General features: G+C 58.3%; 18 protein-coding genes. 2 read left to right on the top strand and 16 right to left on the bottom strand.

Annotated features, from left to right (window positions below; translation table 11 throughout):
- Nucleotides 1-6: 6 nt before the first annotated feature.
- From ACJJU9_RS06825 to ACJJU9_RS06790, 8 genes are all read right to left on the bottom strand, one after another.
- Nucleotides 7-261, bottom strand: a complete 255-nt coding sequence (locus ACJJU9_RS06825) for a YkgJ family cysteine cluster protein (RefSeq protein ID WP_048368775.1) — start codon at nucleotides 259-261, stop codon at nucleotides 7-9.
- A 141-nt stretch (nucleotides 262-402) separates the two neighbouring features.
- Nucleotides 403-651, bottom strand: coding sequence for a hypothetical protein (locus ACJJU9_RS06820; RefSeq protein WP_273219074.1), 249 nt, complete (start codon nucleotides 649-651; stop codon nucleotides 403-405).
- Nucleotides 652-973: 322 nt separating this feature from the next.
- Nucleotides 974-2413, bottom strand: coding sequence for a PLP-dependent aminotransferase family protein (locus tag ACJJU9_RS06815; protein ID WP_407730308.1), 1440 nt, complete (start codon nucleotides 2411-2413; stop codon nucleotides 974-976).
- A gap of 238 nt (nucleotides 2414-2651) precedes the next feature.
- Nucleotides 2652-3467 (bottom strand): OmpA family protein, encoded by an 816-nt coding sequence (locus tag ACJJU9_RS06810; RefSeq protein WP_407730307.1) that lies wholly within the window; start codon nucleotides 3465-3467, stop codon nucleotides 2652-2654.
- Complete coding sequence (locus ACJJU9_RS06805) at nucleotides 3464-3820, bottom strand: DUF4398 domain-containing protein (RefSeq protein ID WP_273217960.1); 357 nt, start codon at nucleotides 3818-3820, stop codon at nucleotides 3464-3466. Before ACJJU9_RS06805 ends, ACJJU9_RS06810 begins: the two co-directional genes overlap by 4 nt.
- Before the next feature lie 9 nt (nucleotides 3821-3829).
- The gene (locus ACJJU9_RS06800) at nucleotides 3830-4648 is read right to left on the bottom strand and encodes an ABC transporter substrate-binding protein (protein WP_153331143.1); all 819 of its coding nucleotides are present in this window, start codon (nucleotides 4646-4648) and stop codon (nucleotides 3830-3832) included.
- Nucleotides 4649-4787: 139 nt separating this feature from the next.
- Entirely contained in the window at nucleotides 4788-5717 is a 930-nt protein-coding gene (locus ACJJU9_RS06795; protein ID WP_407730306.1) for an electron transfer flavoprotein subunit alpha/FixB family protein, read from the bottom strand.
- 2 nt (nucleotides 5718-5719) lie between these two features.
- Entirely contained in the window at nucleotides 5720-6469 is a 750-nt protein-coding gene (locus ACJJU9_RS06790) for an electron transfer flavoprotein subunit beta/FixA family protein (RefSeq protein WP_048368782.1), read from the bottom strand.
- Nucleotides 6470-6994: 525 nt separating this feature from the next.
- On the opposite strand from ACJJU9_RS06790, the gene ACJJU9_RS06785 reads away from it, so the two are divergent.
- Nucleotides 6995-8659 (top strand): electron transfer flavoprotein-ubiquinone oxidoreductase, encoded by a 1665-nt coding sequence (locus tag ACJJU9_RS06785; RefSeq protein WP_407730305.1) that lies wholly within the window; start codon nucleotides 6995-6997, stop codon nucleotides 8657-8659.
- A gap of 83 nt (nucleotides 8660-8742) precedes the next feature.
- Here the strand turns inward: ACJJU9_RS06785 and ACJJU9_RS06780 are convergent, their stop codons facing one another.
- Complete coding sequence (locus ACJJU9_RS06780) at nucleotides 8743-9636, bottom strand: AraC family transcriptional regulator (protein WP_048368784.1); 894 nt, start codon at nucleotides 9634-9636, stop codon at nucleotides 8743-8745.
- 179 nt (nucleotides 9637-9815) lie between these two features.
- Here ACJJU9_RS06780 and ACJJU9_RS06775 point away from each other — a divergent pair, with 179 nt between their 5' ends.
- Nucleotides 9816-10880 carry an NAD(P)-dependent alcohol dehydrogenase gene (locus ACJJU9_RS06775; RefSeq protein ID WP_048368785.1) on the top strand — a complete coding sequence of 355 codons (1065 nt, stop codon included), beginning with the start codon at nucleotides 9816-9818 and terminating at the stop codon, nucleotides 10878-10880.
- Between the two features lie 89 nt (nucleotides 10881-10969).
- Here the strand turns inward: ACJJU9_RS06775 and ACJJU9_RS06770 are convergent, their stop codons facing one another.
- The 7 genes from ACJJU9_RS06770 to ACJJU9_RS06740 all read right to left on the bottom strand — a co-directional run bounded on the left by ACJJU9_RS06770 (nucleotide 10970) and on the right by ACJJU9_RS06740 (nucleotide 17399).
- Complete coding sequence (locus ACJJU9_RS06770) at nucleotides 10970-11755, bottom strand: IclR family transcriptional regulator (RefSeq protein ID WP_123750200.1); 786 nt, start codon at nucleotides 11753-11755, stop codon at nucleotides 10970-10972.
- A gap of 63 nt (nucleotides 11756-11818) precedes the next feature.
- Nucleotides 11819-13123 carry an MFS transporter gene (locus tag ACJJU9_RS06765; protein ID WP_048389093.1) on the bottom strand — a complete coding sequence of 435 codons (1305 nt, stop codon included), beginning with the start codon at nucleotides 13121-13123 and terminating at the stop codon, nucleotides 11819-11821.
- A 64-nt stretch (nucleotides 13124-13187) separates the two neighbouring features.
- On the bottom strand, nucleotides 13188-14336 hold the full coding sequence (gene dgoD, locus ACJJU9_RS06760) for a galactonate dehydratase (RefSeq protein ID WP_407730304.1): 1149 nt from the start codon (nucleotides 14334-14336) through the stop codon (nucleotides 13188-13190).
- 39 nt (nucleotides 14337-14375) lie between these two features.
- The gene (locus ACJJU9_RS06755; protein WP_273220662.1) at nucleotides 14376-15005 is read right to left on the bottom strand and encodes a 2-dehydro-3-deoxy-6-phosphogalactonate aldolase; all 630 of its coding nucleotides are present in this window, start codon (nucleotides 15003-15005) and stop codon (nucleotides 14376-14378) included.
- Nucleotide 15006: 1 nt separating this feature from the next.
- Nucleotides 15007-15996, bottom strand: a complete 990-nt coding sequence (locus ACJJU9_RS06750) for a 2-dehydro-3-deoxygalactonokinase (RefSeq protein ID WP_407730303.1) — start codon at nucleotides 15994-15996, stop codon at nucleotides 15007-15009.
- Between the two features lie 215 nt (nucleotides 15997-16211).
- On the bottom strand, nucleotides 16212-16778 hold the full coding sequence (locus tag ACJJU9_RS06745) for a DUF1285 domain-containing protein (RefSeq protein WP_407730302.1): 567 nt from the start codon (nucleotides 16776-16778) through the stop codon (nucleotides 16212-16214).
- Nucleotides 16779-16793: 15 nt separating this feature from the next.
- Nucleotides 16794-17399 (bottom strand): DUF4823 domain-containing protein, encoded by a 606-nt coding sequence (locus ACJJU9_RS06740; RefSeq protein ID WP_153372210.1) that lies wholly within the window; start codon nucleotides 17397-17399, stop codon nucleotides 16794-16796.
- Nucleotides 17400-17414: the final 15 nt, after the last annotated feature.

Below are 17414 nucleotides of genomic sequence, written 5' to 3'. Positions count from 1 at the left end.
AATGCACTAAGCCGCCGTCACCTGTTCCCACCAACCGATCAGGTTAATGGCCTCTTGCTGACTGCTGCCGCATACCTCGATGTCAGCCTTGAACGCGCCGCACACGGCGGGACGCTCAGGTTGGCCGAACAAACCACACAAGTAATCGACAGACAGATGCAGGCAGCGTTCCCCCGCAGGTTTGCCATCAGGCATGCCAGGGATCGGTGTACTGATGGAGGGTGCTATACAACAAGCGCCACAGCCTTCACGGCAATTCATGACGTTAGCTCCTCGTTAGGGGCAAAGTGCATTGATGACAAGGGATAGTACTCGCTGGAACGGGCGTTTGAAATTGACCGTTCAGCAGAATATCAGTGACTGATTAGTCAGTTTAGAAGTCCGTTTTCGACGCTGGGGCACTTATTGTTTGAATTCAAAATCGAGCGCGGCACCATCGATTTCATTCTGTCGCGCCTCGTTACGTAACTGCAGGCCCATTTCATTGCTGAGCAGGCGTCCGTTCAATTGAAAAGGGCTCTCCTCGGCCTGCTTTTCAACAAACATATTGGGCAGCAACGGTTTGTGCGCAGGCATGGGGACGGCGCCTAAAGGGCGCAACTGGCGGACCATCTCGGGCGGCAAGCTCAAATCAACTTTGCTGGTCGGCACGCGCTTTTTGGTGGCCTTCGCAGGGGATTTGGGTTTCGCAGGCGGGGTTTTCTTGGCCGGTGCCTTTTGCGCTTTGGCCGCAGGCTTGGGCGGGGTATGAGCAGCTTTAGGCTGGGCAGTGACTGTTTCGGGTGCCGACGGGTTCGCTGGCGCAGCTATCGCGCCAAACGCAGTCAAAACACCTGCCAACACGAGCCCTACACAATATGTCGCTCTCATAACTCCCACGGTTTTCTTCGTTCAGGCACGCATGCTCGCGCTTTAAGCTGGCCGAGACAAGCCGAATGTAACCAAATGGCCATACCGCGCAGCGTTTACCCTCTTAATAGAGGCCTGCGGTCTCCTGGCACAATTGATTGGCAAGCATGCCCAACGTCATCAGTGCCCGCTCGGCTTCTTTGTTCCAAGGTGTGCCGCAGTTGAGCCGGATGCAGTGATTAAACTGCTCGGTGTTACTGAAAATCAGCCCCGGCGCGATACTGATGCCCTGCTGCAAGGCACGCACGTGCAGCTCTTGGGTGTTCACCCGGCCCGGCAAACTGACCCACAAAATAAACCCGCCGCTGGGGCGCGACATCTGGGTACCTTCCGGGAAGTACTGCTGAACGGCCAGCTGGAATGCGCTGAGATTTTTCCGGTATTCCTGCCGGATGTAGCGTAAATGGCGGTCGTAACCGCCGTTTTCAAGGTAAGCCGCCACCCCCATTTGCGTCACGCTGCACGCCGAATGGGTGGTGAACGTTTGCAGACGCTGGATTTCCTGCTGATATTTCCCCGCAATCATCCAGCCGATTCGTACGCCCGGTGACAACGTTTTAGAGAAACTCGAGCAATAGATCACCCGATCAAGGCGATCGTAGGCTTTCAAGGCTTTGGTGCGCCCCACCTCAAACATCAGCTCGCCATAGATATCGTCTTCAACGATCTGGATATCGAAATCTGACGCCAGACGCAGCAGGTGCTTTTGCCGCTCTTCCGGCATGGTGCCGCCCAGCGGGTTGCTCAAGCGCGTGGTGAGTACCAGCGCTTTGATCGACCACTGATTAGCCGCCAATTGCAGGGCTTCAAGGCTCATGCCGGTGGCTGGATCGCTGGGGATCTCAATGACTTTCAAGCCCAGCAAATCGGCCAGTTGCAACAAGCCGTAATAGGTTGGCGATTCGGCGGCGATCAGGTCACCCGGACGGGTCAGCGCCCGCAATGACATTTGCAGGGCATCCACGCAGCCGTGGGTGATGATCACCTCCGAAGGGTCGACCACCACGCCAGCATCCCGCATACGGATCGCCACTTGACGGCGCAACGGCTCAAAGCCTGGGCTGAACATGTAGCTGAAGGCACGCGGGCTATGAAAACGGGTGACCTTGGCCAACTGCTGGTGCAGCGCGCGCACGGGCAAGTAATCGACGCTCGGCACCGCAGCACCCAACGGAAACACGCCTTCGCGCCGTGATTCGACCAATACCTGCTGAATGATGCTGCTGCGTGTCACCAGACCTGGGCGCTCAACGCGCGCGATGTCCGGCGTGGGCGCCGTCAGCCCCGGGGTTTGGTGCACGTAATAACCCGATTGCGGGCGTGCCCGGATCAAGCCTTGGTCTTCAAGATTGGCGTAGGCCTGCAACACCGTCGCATGGCTCACATTCAGCTGTGAACTCATCTTGCGCACCGAGGGCACACGCTCCCCCGGCTGGTAGACGCCACGCCGGATATCCTCAGCCAGCTGCTGAGCAATACGTTGATAAAGCAAAAGGTTGGTCATGGCGCGGCACTCGATGTTCAGGCATTTTTTTTATAGGAAGCATTTTTGTAATGAACAATACCGGAACAGTTTAGAAGTGTACGGGCACAGTTGCCACTATTCTGAGCCGTACAGTGCAGACCGCGGGTTAACTGTATGGGTGGGCAGCAAAGAACCTGTAGGAGCGAGCTTGCCTCGCGATCTTTTGATCGTTTAAAAGATCGCGAGGCAAGCTCGCTCCTACAGGACGGTGTTGTGCTTAGCGAGCGGCGCCCAGTTGGCCTTTTTCGTCAGAGAAGACGATTTCAACCCGACGGTTCTGCGCCCGACCGCGCTCGGTGGCGTTGACGTCTACCGGGTACTGGTCGCCATAACCGGCCACTTGAACGCGCTTTTCGTCGATTCCCAGGTCGACCAGTGTATCGGCAACAGTCTGGGCCCGCGCCAGCGACAGGTTGAGGTTGTCTTCTGTACCACCGGTGTTGTCGGTGTAACCCTCAATGCGCACGATGCGCTTGGGGTTCAGTTGCAGAAACTGCACCAGTTTGAGGACTGTGCGGTTAGCCGAGTTTTTCAAATCCGCTTCGCCGGTATCAAACAACACGTCGCCCAAGGTCATGACCAAACCACGGTCAGTCTGCGTAGTCGCCAAGCTGATGATTTGCTCTTCCAGCCATTTGCCCTGCTGCTGAACACTCAGCAACTTGGCTTCGCGCAAGGCCAGTTGCAGGCGCTGACGCTCCAGCTCGAGCTTGGTCGCACGCTCCTCATTGAGCACTTTTTGCGTGTGCTCACGGGCAATCTCGCTATAACGCTGGCTGAGGTAGGCGTAATGCACCACATCATCGCCACTGCCCCAGTAGCTGGACAAGCGGTCGGCTCGGGCCAGCGATTCCCCGGCGCGAATCACGTCTTTAGGCGCAATGCGCAAGACGTTGCTGTCTTCTTTGACCGCCTGGAAATCGCTGTTGGCCTGCTGCAAGGCCTGCTCGCCGCTGTGATGCCCGGCGCAACCGGCCAGGCTGATGTTGCCTAACAACATGGCACTGCTGAACACACTGGACTTGAGGCTCATTGGGTCTGCGCCAGTTGTTTGCGCAAGCGGGTAATGCGGGTGTTGAGCACGTTCAATTGTTCCTGGCTTTTTTGCGTCAAAACCCGTGCCTCGGCCAGGCGAGCATCAAGCTCAGCCTGCTCGGCCTGCAGGCGCGCGTCTTTGTAGGACTCTTCAAGCATATCGGCCTGAGCATGGGCCAGCTTGTCTTCAGCCTGTTTGAGTTCTGGCATATCGTCGGCATTCGCGCCGACCGCCCTGGCTTGCTCCAAGGCTTGTTCGCTCAAGCGTATTTGTTGATTCGGTGCAGGGTCGTTCGCACACCCCGCCAGAGCCATAACAGCCAGGGCTGCGAAAAGAGGTCGAATCGTCACTAAAAATTCCTACTGTTTTGGGGCGCTGAGCGGTTGCTGCAGTTGCGATTTCCACCGCTCCAGATTGCGTTGCAAAGCGGCCTCGGCCATGCCGGAGGCGGGCAATTCTGTCATCTTTTTGGCGAGCTGTCCGCGCAACCACGGCTCATTGCACGCTGAGTCATGGGAGACCGCCAAAAACAGCCCCGGCTGATCAATCGGTTGCGAATGCGCTTGCAAGTCATCGGCGATGCCCAGGGTTTGCGCCGTCGCCATGCCGGCATAACGCCCGGCCAAAACGTATTCGACCTGGCCCAGCAACAGCTTTTGAAACGCCTGGGTCAGGCCGGGTTGCGGCTTGAGGGTGAGCTGACGTTGTGCAAAAGCATCAAAAGATTCGGTCAGCCGGGCCTTCTCGGAGAGCGCGCCGGTATGGCCGTGCAAATCAGCCGGGGTTTCGTAGTGCAAGGCCGAGTCTTTGCGCGTCCACACCAGGTAATCGTTACGCACCAGCGGCGGGTGGATGTAATCCAGGGAGTTCAGCCCGGCCAGGGTCAGCGGCGCATCAAGCAGCATGTCCATGCGCCCGGTGCGCACTTCGTCCTGAGCCTGGGAACGCTTGCCGGCATAGAGCACCTCGACCTTAATGCCCAGCTCTTCGGCAGCGTGTTGCAACAGATCGGCACTGGCGCCGATCAAATGGGTCGGATTGGCGGGGTCGCGCCACAGATATGGCGGTGCATCGGGGCTGCCGGTCACAATCAGGCGCTCGCATTTACCCGCAGCCTCGGACAGCAAAGGTATCAATGCCAACCCCAATAACAACCTGCTTACCTTACGCACATCCATATTCCTACGCTCCACGTGGATCATTCAAACGCATAAAAAAACCCGGTCATTCAGGCTGTTAGGAGAAAGCTGAACACTGAGTGCTCTGCCCTTCCTGACAGCCCGGATAACCGGGCTCTTTATAAGTGAAGCGACTGGATTAAACCAGTTTCTCCAGCTCAGGTACTGCTTCGAACAAGTCCGCCACCAGACCGTAATCGGCTACCTGGAAGATCGGCGCTTCTTCGTCCTTGTTGATCGCAACGATCACTTTGGAGTCTTTCATACCGGCCAAGTGCTGGATCGCGCCGGAGATACCAACGGCGATGTACAGCTGTGGTGCAACGATTTTGCCGGTCTGACCGACCTGCATGTCGTTCGGTACAAAACCTGCGTCAACTGCAGCGCGCGACGCGCCCACAGCAGCGCCCAGCTTGTCGGCCAGAGCGTACAGGTGTTTGAAGTTGTCACCGTTTTGCATGCCGCGACCGCCAGAAACGACGATTTTGGCTGCGGTCAGCTCAGGGCGGTCAGACTTGGCCAGCTCTTCGCCAACGAACGAGGAAGTGCCTGCATCGTGAACCGCTGCCACGGCTTCAACAGCAGCCGAACCACCTTCAGCAGCAACCGGGTCGAAACCGGTCGCACGCACGGTGATTACTTTCACTGGCGCAGTCGACTGCACGGTCGCAATGGCGTTACCGGCGTAGATTGGGCGAGTGAAGGTGTCAGCGCTGACCACCGAAACGATCTCGGAGATCTGGTCAACGTCCAGCTGCGCAGCAACGCGCGGCAGGATGTTTTTGCCGTTGGAGGTCGCGGCAGCCAGGATGTGGCTGTAGCCTTTACCCAGCTCAGCGACCAGCGGAGCAACGTTTTCTGGCAGTTGATGCGCGTAAGCGGCGTTGTCTGCCACCAGCACTTTAACCACGCCAGCAATTTTTGCGGCCGCTTCAGCGACTGCGCCAATGCCTTGGCCTGCCACCAGGACGTTGATATCGCCACCGATTTTAGCAGCGGCGGCTACGGTGTTCAGTGTGGCCGGAGCCAGTACTTTGCCGTCGTGTTCTGCGATTACCAAGATAGTCATTGTTAGATTACCTTCGCTTCGTTTTTCAGTTTCTCGACCAGTTCAGCCACCGACTTGACCTTGATGCCCGCGCTGCGTGCAGCCGGTGCTTCAACTTTTACGGTTTTGTTGGTCGAAGCCGTCGAAACGCCCAACGCGTCTGGCGTCAGCACTTCCAGCGGCTTCTTTTTGGCCTTCATGATGTTTGGCAAAGACGCGTAGCGCGGCTCGTTCAAACGCAGGTCGGTGGTGACGATGGCCGGCAGGCTCAGCGAAACAGTTTGCGCGCCGCCGTCGATTTCACGGGTCACAGCAACCTTGTCGCCCGACACTTCTACTTTCGAAGCGAAGGTACCCTGACCGTAGCCGGTCAGCGCAGCCAGCATTTGGCCCGTTTGGTTGTTGTCGCTGTCGATGGCCTGTTTACCCAGGATCACCAACTGAGGCTGCTCCTTGTCGACCACAGCCTTGAGCAGCTTGGCCACGGCCAGCGAGGTCAGGTCTTCGGCGGATTCGACGAGGATGGCGCGATCGGCACCCAGAGCCAGCGCGGTGCGCAGTTGCTCTTGAGCGGTAGTCGGGCCGATGGAGACGACGACGATTTCAGTCGCAACGCCTTTTTCTTTCAGGCGTACGGCTTCTTCCACAGCGATTTCGCAGAAGGGGTTCATCGACATCTTGACGTTGGCGAGGTCAACGCCGGAATTGTCCGCCTTGACGCGTACTTTAACGTTGTAATCGACCACTCGTTTGACAGCTACAAGAACCTTCATGGATTCCTCGTTACTCTCCGGTGAAAAGAAAGTCGCCTAGGCGAACCTGGCGGTTGATGCTCATCAGCACAAGGGCACCTCCAAAGATCGTTGCTGTGCCCTTCCCGTGCGACCGTCTGTCAGGTGTGACTACCAAGTCATCCACCAAAAGGACGTGTAAACTCCGCTCAAAAAATGTCAGGCTCCTGCAAGTTTGTGCCTGTGCCCTGTCTTTAGAGGTGCTCTTGAAACCAACAATCAGCCTACGGCGAGCGCAAAACCGCCCGTATCTTGACCGGAACACCATTTGCGGTCAATACAGCAAATCGGCCACTTTAGAGCCGCGTGTCATTGATTTGTCTGGCTTGCAGCGAATTCAAACAAACGTTTGTATTGGACGCTGCTAGTGGTGTAGATATAATGCGCGCCCATAGAGAGAGCGGCGCCTCATCCATTGCGTCTTCGACTGCAAAGCGAGGGAATAATGGATGAAACGCCAAACCTCCAATTAGAAAACACCGTTGAGCCTTGAGTAGGAGATAGCCTGTGGAACGCGAATACATGGAATTCGACGTGGTCATCGTCGGCGCCGGCCCTGCCGGTTTGTCCGCCGCCTGCCGTCTTAAGCAGAAGGCCGCCGAAGCCGGTAAAGAAATCAGCGTCTGCGTGGTTGAAAAAGGCTCCGAAGTCGGCGCACACATTCTGTCCGGTGCGGTATTTGAACCCCGCGCCCTGAACGAATTGTTCCCGGACTGGAAAGAACTCGGCGCACCGCTGAACACGCCGGTGACCCGTGATGACATTTATGTACTGCGCAGCGACAGCGCAGCGACAAAAGTACCTGACTTCTTTGTGCCTAAAACCATGCACAACGAAGGCAACTACATTATTTCCCTGGGCAACCTGTGCCGCTGGCTGGCTCAGCAGGCCGAGAACCTGGGCGTAGAAATCTACCCGGGCTTCGCCGCTCAGGAAGTACTGTTTGACGAAAACAACGTGGTTCGCGGGATCATCACCGGCGACCTGGGCGTTGACCGCGAAGGCAAGCCGAAAGAAGGCCTGTACACCCCCGGCATGGAACTGCGCGGCAAGTACACCTTGTTCGCAGAAGGCTGCCGCGGCCATTTGGGCAAGCAACTGATCGAACGCTTCAAGCTCGACAGCGACGCCGACAGCCAGCACTACGGCATCGGCCTGAAAGAAATCTGGGAAATCGATCCTGCCAAGCACCAGCCTGGCCTGGTCGTACACACCGCAGGCTGGCCGCTGGACATCACCAGCAACGAAAACACTGGCGGTTCGTTCCTCTATCACCTGGAAAACAACCAGGTCGTGGTCGGTCTGATCGTCGACCTGTCCTACAGCAACACCTTCCTGTCGCCATTCGATGAGTTCCAGCGCCTCAAGCACCACCCGGTCCTCAAGCAGTACCTGGAAGGCGGCAAACGCATCAGCTACGGCGCACGCGCACTGGCTAAAGGTGGCCTCAACTCGCTGCCAAAAATGGTCTTCAACGGTGGCGCATTGATCGGTTGCGATCTTGGCACCATGAACGTGGCCAAGATTAAAGGCAGCCACACCGCCATGAAGTCCGGCATGCTCGCTGCCGACGCCGTGGCCGACTCGCTGTTTGCAGGCTCTGAAGGCGGTGATGCACTTAACACTTACGTTGAGTCTTTCAAAGCCAGCTGGTTGTTCGAAGAACTGTTCGCCAGCCGCAACTTCGGCCCGGCGATGCACAAGTTCGGCCCGCTCATGGGCGCAGGCTTCAACTGGGTCGATCAAAACTTCTTCGGCGGCAAACTGCCGTTCACCCTGCACGACACCAAGCCAGACTATGCTTGCCTGAAGCTGGCCAAAGACTGCAAGAAAATCGACTACCCGAAACCGGACGGCAAACTCAGCTTCGACAAACTCAGCTCGGTCTTCCTCTCCAGCACCAACCACGAAGAAGAACAGCCGTGCCACCTCAAGCTGCGTGACGCGAGCATTCCGATCAACGTTAACCTGCCGCTCTACGACGAACCTGCCCAGCGTTACTGCCCGGCTGGCGTGTATGAAGTGATTACCCAGGAAAGCGGCGATAAGCGTTTCCAGATCAACGCGCAAAACTGCGTGCACTGCAAAACCTGTGACATCAAAGACCCGTCGCAGAACATCACCTGGGTAACCCCGGAAGGTGCTGGCGGCCCGACTTACCCGAACATGTAAGTCCGTAGGAGCGAGCTTGTCTCGCGATCTTTTGATCGTTTAAAAGATCGCGAGGCAAGCTCGCTCCTACAGCGTCCAGGCGCTCAGCACACCGAGCTTTCACACCCCGGGCTGCGCTCAAAATAGCGTTTGTACTCGCGACTGAACTGCGAAGTGCTCTGGTAACCCACCCGCTCAGCCACTTGCGCCACACCCAAGCCTTCATTGCTTAACAGCAGCTGCTGCGCCCGCAACAGGCGCAGGCGTTTGAGGTACTGCACCGGCGACAGCAATGTGCTGCGCTTGAAGTGCTCATGAAAGGTCGACGCGCTCATGTTTGCGCAACGGGCCAAGGTCTCAACATTCAACGGCTCGGCAAAATGCTCATGCAAATGGGTCAGCGAGGCCGCTACCCGGGCAAATTGACCCTGCTGCTCAACCAACGCCCGCAACACACTGGCTTGCGGACCGCGCAAGGCGGCGAACAAGACTTCGCGCAAGCGCGCCCGACCCATGATCCGGCACTCCAGCGGGTCATGCAGGCAGCGCAACAAACGCTCAACCGACTGACGCATCTCATCATCCAGCACCGCCGAGGTCATGGACTCCGGGGTCTGGGCGATGCTGCGCTCAGGATCCAGGCCCATGGCCAGCACCAACTCTCCGAGCACCGCCCGGTCAATGCTGATCGCGACGCCCAGCAGCGGCATCTCTTCAGACGCAAAGGTTTCGCACTCAAACGGCACTGACAAGGCCTGCACCAGGTAATGTCCGGCGCCGTACTCCATGGTCCGGGTGCCCAGATAGGCCACCTTGCTGCCCTGGGCGATGACCATCAGGCTCGGCTCATAGATCTGCGGCATCCGTGCCACGGTGTTGCAGGCCGACACCACGCGCACCTCAGGCATCAGGGTCGGAACAAAGCCCAGGCGGTTGGCCAGCGGTTTGATAAGGGACACCAGCGTGGCGTTCTCATCGCGGTGACGCGTTAAAAACATGGAAATAATTCACAGCAGTAATGGATCGCCGCATCTTCGCAGAATTGATCAATAAAGCGACAGTTGCTCCGCGAGTTCGGACGAATAGGCATGACACGCGGAGGAATCGTCATAGTCCTGCAAGGACTGCGGGCGCACACTTGCGCCCTGTTCACAGCTATCGCTATTCGAGGTTTCCCATGTCTAACGTCACTTACAACGCCATCGGCTATGCCGCTCAAACCTCTTCAGCGCCACTTGCTCCGATGCAGTTTAACCGCCGCGCACCGCGCCCGGACGACGTAGCCATCGAAGTCCTGTACTGCGGCGTCTGCCACTCAGACATCCACCAGGCACGCAACGAGTGGGGCTTTGCGGTGTACCCGGTGATGCCGGGCCACGAGATCGTCGGCAAAGTCACCGCCATCGGCGACAAAGTCACCAAGCACAAAGTCGGCGACCTGGTCGGTGTGGGCTGCATGGTTGACTCATGCCGCGAGTGCTCGGCCTGTAAAGAAGACCTGGAGCAATACTGCCTGGAAGGCGCGACCATGACCTACTGCACGCCAGACCGGGTCGACGGCACCAACACCATGGGCGGCTACTCAGACAGCATCGTGGTGAGCGAGCACTTTGTCGTGCGCATCCCTGAAAACCTCGACCCGGCCAGCGCTGCCCCGCTGCTGTGCGCCGGTATCACCACCTACTCTCCGCTGCAGCACTACGGCGTAGAAGCGGGCGATAAAGTCGGCGTTCTGGGCATGGGCGGCCTGGGCCACATGGGCATCAAGTTTGCTAAAGCCATGGGCGCAGAAGTGACCTTGTTCACCCGCTCGGCGGCCAAAGCGGAAGAAGCCTACAAACAAGGTGCCGACCACGTGATCGTATCCACCGATCCGGAGCAAATGAAAGCCGCTGCCGACCGCTTCGACTTCCTGCTGGACACCATCCCGGTCCCCCACGACCTCAACCCCTACCTCGAAACCCTGCGTTTTGACGGCGTGCACATCCTCGTGGGCCTGATCGAACCGGTTGACCCGGCACTGGATGCGTTCAACCTGGTGTTCAAGCGTCGCGTACTGGCTGGCTCGTTGATCGGCGGCATTGCTGAAACCCAGGAAATGCTCGACTTCAGCGCAGCCAACGGCATCACCTGCGACATCGAAATGCTCGACATCAAAAACATCAACGAGGCGTTCGAGCGCGTGGTGAAAGGCGACGTCAAATATCGCTTTGTGATCGACATGAAAACGCTGAAGGCTTAACCATCTCCACCCTGTAGGAGCGAGCTTGTCCCGCGATCATTTGATCGTTAAAAGATCGCGGGGCAAGCTCGCTCCTATAGGAGATCGAGTTACCCGCCCAACTCTGCCGATATCTGTTGCGCGGCATGGGTAATGACCGGGATCAGCCCGGTCATTTTCTCCAAGGACATATAAGGCACCGTGCTGGCGATGCTGATAGCCGCGACGATTTTGCGGCTGGCATCACGGATGGGCGCTGCCACACAACGAATCGACGGTTCGTTGTCTTCCAGGTCAAACGCATAACCGCCCGCCACGTAGCTGCGCATCCGTTGCTCGAACTCTTCCCACGTGACTTCTTGATGATCCGGCCATAACGGGTTTTTACCGCCCACCGGATGGCTTTTTTCGTACAAGCGACGCCACTCCCCCAGCGGTGCATCCAGCAACATGGCCTTGCCAATCCCGGTACGCACCAACGGCATACGGTGGCCTACGCGCGAGCGCATTTCCGGCCCATTGCGTCCCGGATTCTTATGCAGGTACAGCACTTCGTCGCCTTCACGCACGGCCAGGTGAATGGTGTCGCCTGTCAAACTCGAGAGTTCGTCGAGGTACGGCCCGGCCAGCGTCACCAGCGGCAGTTCTTCACGCGCCTGAAAACCCAGTTCGATCAGTTTTGGCCCCAGCAAGTAACCCACCTGCGGCAGTACCCGCAAATAACGCTCGTCGACCAGGCAACTGGCCAGCCGATGCGTGGTGCTGCGCGTGGTACCGATGGCGCGCGCGATGTCTTTAAGGTCACGCGCACCGTTGGCCACGGCGTGAACCACCGCCAGCCCACGCAACAGGGTTTGGGTGCCGGTGGGGGCGGTTTTCGAAGAGTCGTCCTGCATAGCCAGCCTTTGCATAGAAGGGGGAGAACCGGGCGGCATTATGGTCGCCCGGCTGGCCGACGGCTACAGCTCGATGCGCTCAACCTTGCCCACCAGCAAGATGTAGGACAGCGCCCCGAGCAATGCCAGCACCGAAATGTAGGTGATGGCCGGAGCAAACGAATCGCCACTGGCCAAAAAGCCAATCACGATGGGCGTGGCAATGGCGGACAGGTTGCCTATGAAGTTGAACACCCCGCCCGTCAGGCCCAGCAGCCGCGCCGGGGCAAGGGTAGACACCAGCGACCAGGTGATCGAGGCCAGGCCGTTGCCAAAGAACGCCAAGGCCAGAAACGCAATCACCAGCGGCGTCGACTCGACAAAGTTGGCGCCAATGATCGAGGTCGAAATCAACAACCCGCCAATGATCGGCAGCTTGCGCGCAAAGCCCACCGAGTAACCGCGACGTATCAACCAGTCGGAGAAAAACCCCGAGCACAGCACGCCCACAAAAGCGGCCAAAAAAGGTAGCGAAGCCAAGAGACCCGACTTGATGAAATCCATGCCTCGGTATTTGACCAGGTAGGTCGGGAACCAGGTCAGGAAGAACCACAGCGTCGAGTTCAGGCAAAACTGCCCCAGGTAGATGCCCCACAACTTGCGCTTGCTAAGCACGATGCCCAGGTCCAGCCAACTGAATGGCGCCTTGCGCTTGGCGGTCTGGCTTTGAATATCCACCAGCCCGCCCCCTGCGGCAATCAAGTCGATTTCTGCCGGGTTGGCGCCTTTGAAGTCACGCGGCTCGCGATACACCGCGTACCAGATCCCGGCCCAGATAATGCCCACCGCACCAGTGCAGATAAACACCATGTGCCAGCCCCAATGATGCTGCAACCACGCCAGCACCGGGGTCAGAAACGCTAGCCCGACAAATTGCCCGGAGGTGTAGAAACCAATGGCGGTGGCGCGCTCGCGCTCAGGGAACCACGTGGTAACCACCCGACTGTTGATCGGATACGCCGGTGCTTCCAGCGCACCGACCGCCATGCGCAGTACAAACAAGGCAATAAAACTGGCGGCAAACCCGAGCATCACCGTGGCCAGCGACCAGAGCAATAACGCCACGCTGTAGAGAATTCGCGGCGGCACGCGGTCCACCAGCCAACCGCCCGGAATTTGCATGGCGGCGTAGGTCCAGCCGAAGGCAGAGAAGATCAGCCCGACGTGGATAGGATCGATGCCCAAGTCGCTGGTCAGCGCGGGGGCGGCAATCGACAGGTTGCTGCGATCCAGGTAGTTGATCACCACAGTGATAAACAGCAACACCATGATGAAAAAACGCTTGCGACTCGGCGCCACCAGGGACGCTGACGCGACAGTGCTAGTCATGTGACATGCCTCTTTTTTATGGTTATTGAGGTCGAAGCTGAATCCGTCGCCGCGCTAAGCGGTCTCACCATTCAGCAAAGCTGCCGTCGGTGTGGCGCCAGATCGGGTTGCGCCAGCGGTGGCCGACTATCGCGCGCTCACGCACGTACTCTTCGTTGATCTCGATGCCCAAACCCGGCCCGTTAGGGATTTTCACGTAGCCTTTGTCGTAGTCGAATACAGCCGGATCGTTGACGTAATCCAACAGGTCGTTGCTTTCGTTGTAGTGAATGCCCAGGCTTTGCTCCTGGATGAAGGCGTTGTAGCAAACCGCGTCCAGTTGCAGGCACGCAGCCAGTGCTATCGGCCCCAACGGGCAGTGCAAGGCCAGCGCCACGTCATAGGCTTCAGCCATGTTGGCGATTTTGCGAGTTTCAGTGATGCCGCCTGCATGGGATGCATCCGGCTGGATGATGTCGACATACCCTTCGCTGAGCACGCGCTTGAAGTCCCAACGCGAAAACAACCGCTCACCGAGGGCAATCGGGGTGCTAGTCAAGGGCGCCAGCTCTTTGAGCGCCTCATAGTTTTCGCTGAGCACCGGCTCTTCAATGAACATCAGCTTGTAGGGGTCAAGCTCCTTCATCAACACCTTGGCCATTGGTTTGTGCACCCGGCCATGGAAGTCCACGCCGATACCCACGTTCGGCCCTACCGCATCGCGCACGGCCGCCACGTTGGCAAGCGCCAGGTCGACTTTTTCAAAGCTGTCGACAAATTGCAGCTCTTCGGTGCCATTCATTTTGACCGCAGTAAAACCACGGCTGACGGCCTCTTTGGCAGCTTTGGCGGTGTCGGCCGGGCGATCGCCGCCAATCCAGGAGTACACGCGGATCTTGTCGCGCACCTGACCACCCAGCAAATCACTGACCGAAACGCCCAGCGCCTTGCCTTTGATGTCCCACAATGCCTGATCAATACCTGCCAGCGCGCTCATGTGTACTGCGCCGCCACGGTAAAAACCGCCACGGTAGAGCACGGTCCAGATGTCTTCGATGTTGCGCGGGTCTTTGCCGATCAAATAATCCGACAGTTCATCCACAGCAGCAGCCACGGTGTGGGCTCGGCCTTCGACCACCGGCTCACCCCAACCGGTCACGCCTTGATCGGTTTCAATCTTCAGGAACAACCAGCGCGGCGGGACAAGATAGGTCGTGAGTTTGGTAATTTTCATTGTTTTATCTCTCTTGTTCGATGGAGGCGCGAGCGCCAATCAGTCAGCCTGACGCCACGCGTTCCAGGCGTGCACATAAGCCTTGGCGCGAACTGACACGTCTTGCGGGCTCATACCGGGCTTGAACAGCCCCGAACCCAAACCAAAACCGGATACCCCGGCATCCATAAATACCTGCATGTTGTCCGGGGTAATCCCACCCACCGGGATTAATAACGTTCCAGCCGGGAGCACGGCCAGCCAGGCCTTGACCACGGCCGGGCCCATCTGCTCTGCCGGGAACATTTTCAACACGTGCGCCCCTTCGGCCAGCGCGGCAAACGCTTCGGTAGGTGTGGCGACGCCCGGTGACAGGTACAAACCGGCCGCTTTGGCTGCCCGCAACACATTGGCATCGCTGTGGGGCATCACAATCACCTGCCCGCCCGCCGCTTTGACCTGCTGCACTTGCTCAGTAGTTAACACGGTGCCCGCACCGACCAGGCAGTCGGCGGGCAGTGAGTCGCGTAAAAGGCGAATGCTGTCGTAAGGCTGCGGGGAATTGAGCGGTACTTCGAGGGTTCGAAAGCCCGCGTCGTACAACACCTTGCCAATGGCCTGCGCCTCTTGCGGGCGCAAACCCCGAAGAATCGCGATCAATCCGTTCTTTGCCAGTGCTTGCTTGAGCATCTCAGCCCTCCGTTTGCGTGTGGTGGAGTAACCCGGCGGCTTTGGCCAAGTGCCATAAACCCTGTTCGGTGGCCTGTTCTGCCTGGCTCACATCAGCGAAGCCGCATGTGTTCAGTGCTCGCTGGTAGCGCTGACAGAGCTGGGCATTGCCAATCAGAATGATCGCGGGCAGAGGCTTGTCGCCCCGACACTGGCGCACTGCGCGGCTCAAGGCAGACACTTCGTGGCCGATCAGCAGGCCAGAAACGTAATCGGGTTGCTGCGTGGGCGTCAGTTGCCCGGTGAGCCCGAGCGTACGGGCGCTGAACAAGGTCGACAGCGGTCCGAGCTGGCCGTCTGGCGACAGCGCCACCCGCACACCGCGTTCGAACGCGGCGCCATCAAATTGCCCGGAGTGCTGCTGGGTGCGACCCAGAATGGTGTGCTCACACGCAGCGGCATACAGCTCGCCGGTCATGAAGGTATCGAAATGCACGAGGCAGCCGTCCTGCACCTGCACCCATTTCGAATGGCTGCCCGGCAAGCCGATCAGGCAGTCGTTGAGGTTCGGCTGGCTGTGCATCACGCCCAGCACTTGGGTTTCCTCACCACGCATCACGTTGGGCAAAGTTGAGTGCTGAATGACCCCCGGCACGATATGCACATCCACCCCACGCATGCTGCGCACGGTTTGCAAAGCAGTACTCAGCGCCTTCAGGCAGGCCGGGGTAGAACGGTAAGGCGCTTCACGCCAGCCTTGGGCGCTGCCGACCATGCCACAGGCAATCACCGGGATACCGGGGTTGGCGTCCAGCCAGTCACCGCAGGCCTCGTCGAATGCCAGTTCAAAACCGTCAACGCAAGGCTGGCCAGCAATGTGCCGGGTAGCGGTCGGTAATTGCATGATCCCGCATGCCAGCGAGCGCATATTCTGCACCTGCCCTGCGGGACCGAGTAAATACGCACGAAGGGACGTTGTCCCCCAATCGAGCGCGATCAATTGCGCCTGCATCGCTTCACCTGTTTTGTTTTTGGCAGTGAATGCTGTGAATCAGTGCGAGCGACTATAAACCTGAGCCGACTTAAATCTCAATATATAAATACCACTCCCACATAGTGGGATTTTTTAGCAAGCATAACTTTTGTAGGCGCGAGCTTGTCTCGCGATCTTTTAACGATCAAAAGATCGCGAGGCGAGCTCGCTCCTACAGGGGGGGGATTGGGGGTTTAGTCCGGCTCTGGGCCGATGACGAAGAATTCGCCGCTGCTCCACACACCCAGCCAGTTCTGGCCGTTGAGGGTGCGTGACTCGGCCAACTCGACCAGTTGGTAGAACACGTTGCGATGGATCAACGCTTCCAGGTTACGCCGCACCAGCAGGTAAGGCGCGGGCTCTTGGGTATCGGGGTCGATCTCGACGCGCAACGGGTGTTCTTTGTCTGCCGTGATCAGTTCATCCACATTGGTGGTAAAGCGCAGCACTTGCTGCTCGCCCTGCCCTTCTACTTCCAGGGTAACCGCGACAAACGGCGCATCATCGACGGTGATGCCCACTTTTTCCACGGGCGTGATTAAAAAGTAGTCATCGCCATCACGGCGAATAATGGTCGAGAACAGTTTGACCATTGGCTTGCGCCCAATCGGAGTGCCCATGTAGTACCAAGTGCCATCACGGGCGATGCGCATGTCGATATCGCCACAAAAAGCCGTGTCCCACAGGTGAACCGGAGGCAGCCCCTTGTCGGCCTTGGGGATTTGCGCCAACAGGTTACTGACGTCTACCGGCTCACTCATGCTGCTCTCCTCGACTTATTGATCGCTCAAGCCTATCAAGCTGCGCGCGTACTTAGCCAGCGGCGGGCCGATCAGGTCTTCGGGCTTGTTGTCGTGGAACGTCAGCAAGCCGCCACGGCTGCGGATGGTCGCAGTGTCGATCAGGTACTGAGTGCTGGTTTCAATCAACATGACCTGGATCACGCCGCTGTCGACGCCCAGGCGGCTGATTTCTTCCTGATCGAGCCATTCGTCGCTGTTGCCAATACGGTCGTCCGCCCGGGCGAAACGGGTGTACAGCAGGTAGTGCGCACCAAAGCCGCGGGCTTCAGCCATGGCGGCGTCCAGCCCTTGCGGTGCTTTGGCCCGGCGCACCATAGGGAAGTATTCAACAAAGCCGTTAAAGGCTTCTTCGGCCACCACATTGGGTCGCACGTACGGGTCGCCCACAGGCGCAAACGCCCCTTGGGCTATATAGATAAAGGAGTCTGGTTGAATACGCAGCGAGTTGCTGCGGCGCGTATTGCTGTGATCGAGCAACCCGGCGTCGCTCATCTGATAACGCACGCCTTCGCCCATGTCACTGACCGTCATACAGCCGCTCAGCGCCAAAACAGCCAGCCCCCCAACCAGACTACGCATTCTATTCTCCCGATG

Source organism: Pseudomonas helleri, from assembly GCF_045830615.1.
Taxonomy (GTDB): domain Bacteria; phylum Pseudomonadota; class Gammaproteobacteria; order Pseudomonadales; family Pseudomonadaceae; genus Aquipseudomonas; species Aquipseudomonas helleri.
This window is presented reverse-complemented; position numbering and strand designations above follow the sequence as displayed.

Bases quoted from the DNA above. Each gene is read 5' to 3' on its own strand.
- ACJJU9_RS06825 (WP_048368775.1), bottom strand. From the start codon at position 261: ATGAATTGCCGTGAAGGCTGTGGCGCTTGTTGTATAGCACCCTCCATC.
- ACJJU9_RS06815 (WP_407730308.1), bottom strand. From the start codon at position 2,413: ATGACCAACCTTTTGCTTTATCAACGTATTGCTCAGCAGCTGGCTGAG.
- ACJJU9_RS06810 (WP_407730307.1), bottom strand. From the start codon at position 3,467: ATGAGCCTCAAGTCCAGTGTGTTCAGCAGTGCCATGTTGTTAGGCAAC.
- ACJJU9_RS06800 (WP_153331143.1), bottom strand. From the start codon at position 4,648: ATGGATGTGCGTAAGGTAAGCAGGTTGTTATTGGGGTTGGCATTGATA.
- ACJJU9_RS06795 (WP_407730306.1), bottom strand. From the start codon at position 5,717: ATGACTATCTTGGTAATCGCAGAACACGACGGCAAAGTACTGGCTCCG.
- ACJJU9_RS06790 (WP_048368782.1), bottom strand. From the start codon at position 6,469: ATGAAGGTTCTTGTAGCTGTCAAACGAGTGGTCGATTACAACGTTAAA.
- ACJJU9_RS06780 (WP_048368784.1), bottom strand. From the start codon at position 9,636: ATGTTTTTAACGCGTCACCGCGATGAGAACGCCACGCTGGTGTCCCTT.
- ACJJU9_RS06775 (WP_048368785.1), top strand. From the start codon at position 9,816: ATGTCTAACGTCACTTACAACGCCATCGGCTATGCCGCTCAAACCTCT.
- ACJJU9_RS06770 (WP_123750200.1), bottom strand. From the start codon at position 11,755: ATGCAGGACGACTCTTCGAAAACCGCCCCCACCGGCACCCAAACCCTG.
- ACJJU9_RS06765 (WP_048389093.1), bottom strand. From the start codon at position 13,123: ATGACTAGCACTGTCGCGTCAGCGTCCCTGGTGGCGCCGAGTCGCAAG.
- dgoD (WP_407730304.1), bottom strand. From the start codon at position 14,336: ATGAAAATTACCAAACTCACGACCTATCTTGTCCCGCCGCGCTGGTTG.
- ACJJU9_RS06755 (WP_273220662.1), bottom strand. From the start codon at position 15,005: ATGCTCAAGCAAGCACTGGCAAAGAACGGATTGATCGCGATTCTTCGG.
- ACJJU9_RS06750 (WP_407730303.1), bottom strand. From the start codon at position 15,996: ATGCAGGCGCAATTGATCGCGCTCGATTGGGGGACAACGTCCCTTCGT.
- ACJJU9_RS06745 (WP_407730302.1), bottom strand. From the start codon at position 16,778: ATGAGTGAGCCGGTAGACGTCAGTAACCTGTTGGCGCAAATCCCCAAG.
- ACJJU9_RS06740 (WP_153372210.1), bottom strand. From the start codon at position 17,399: ATGCGTAGTCTGGTTGGGGGGCTGGCTGTTTTGGCGCTGAGCGGCTGT.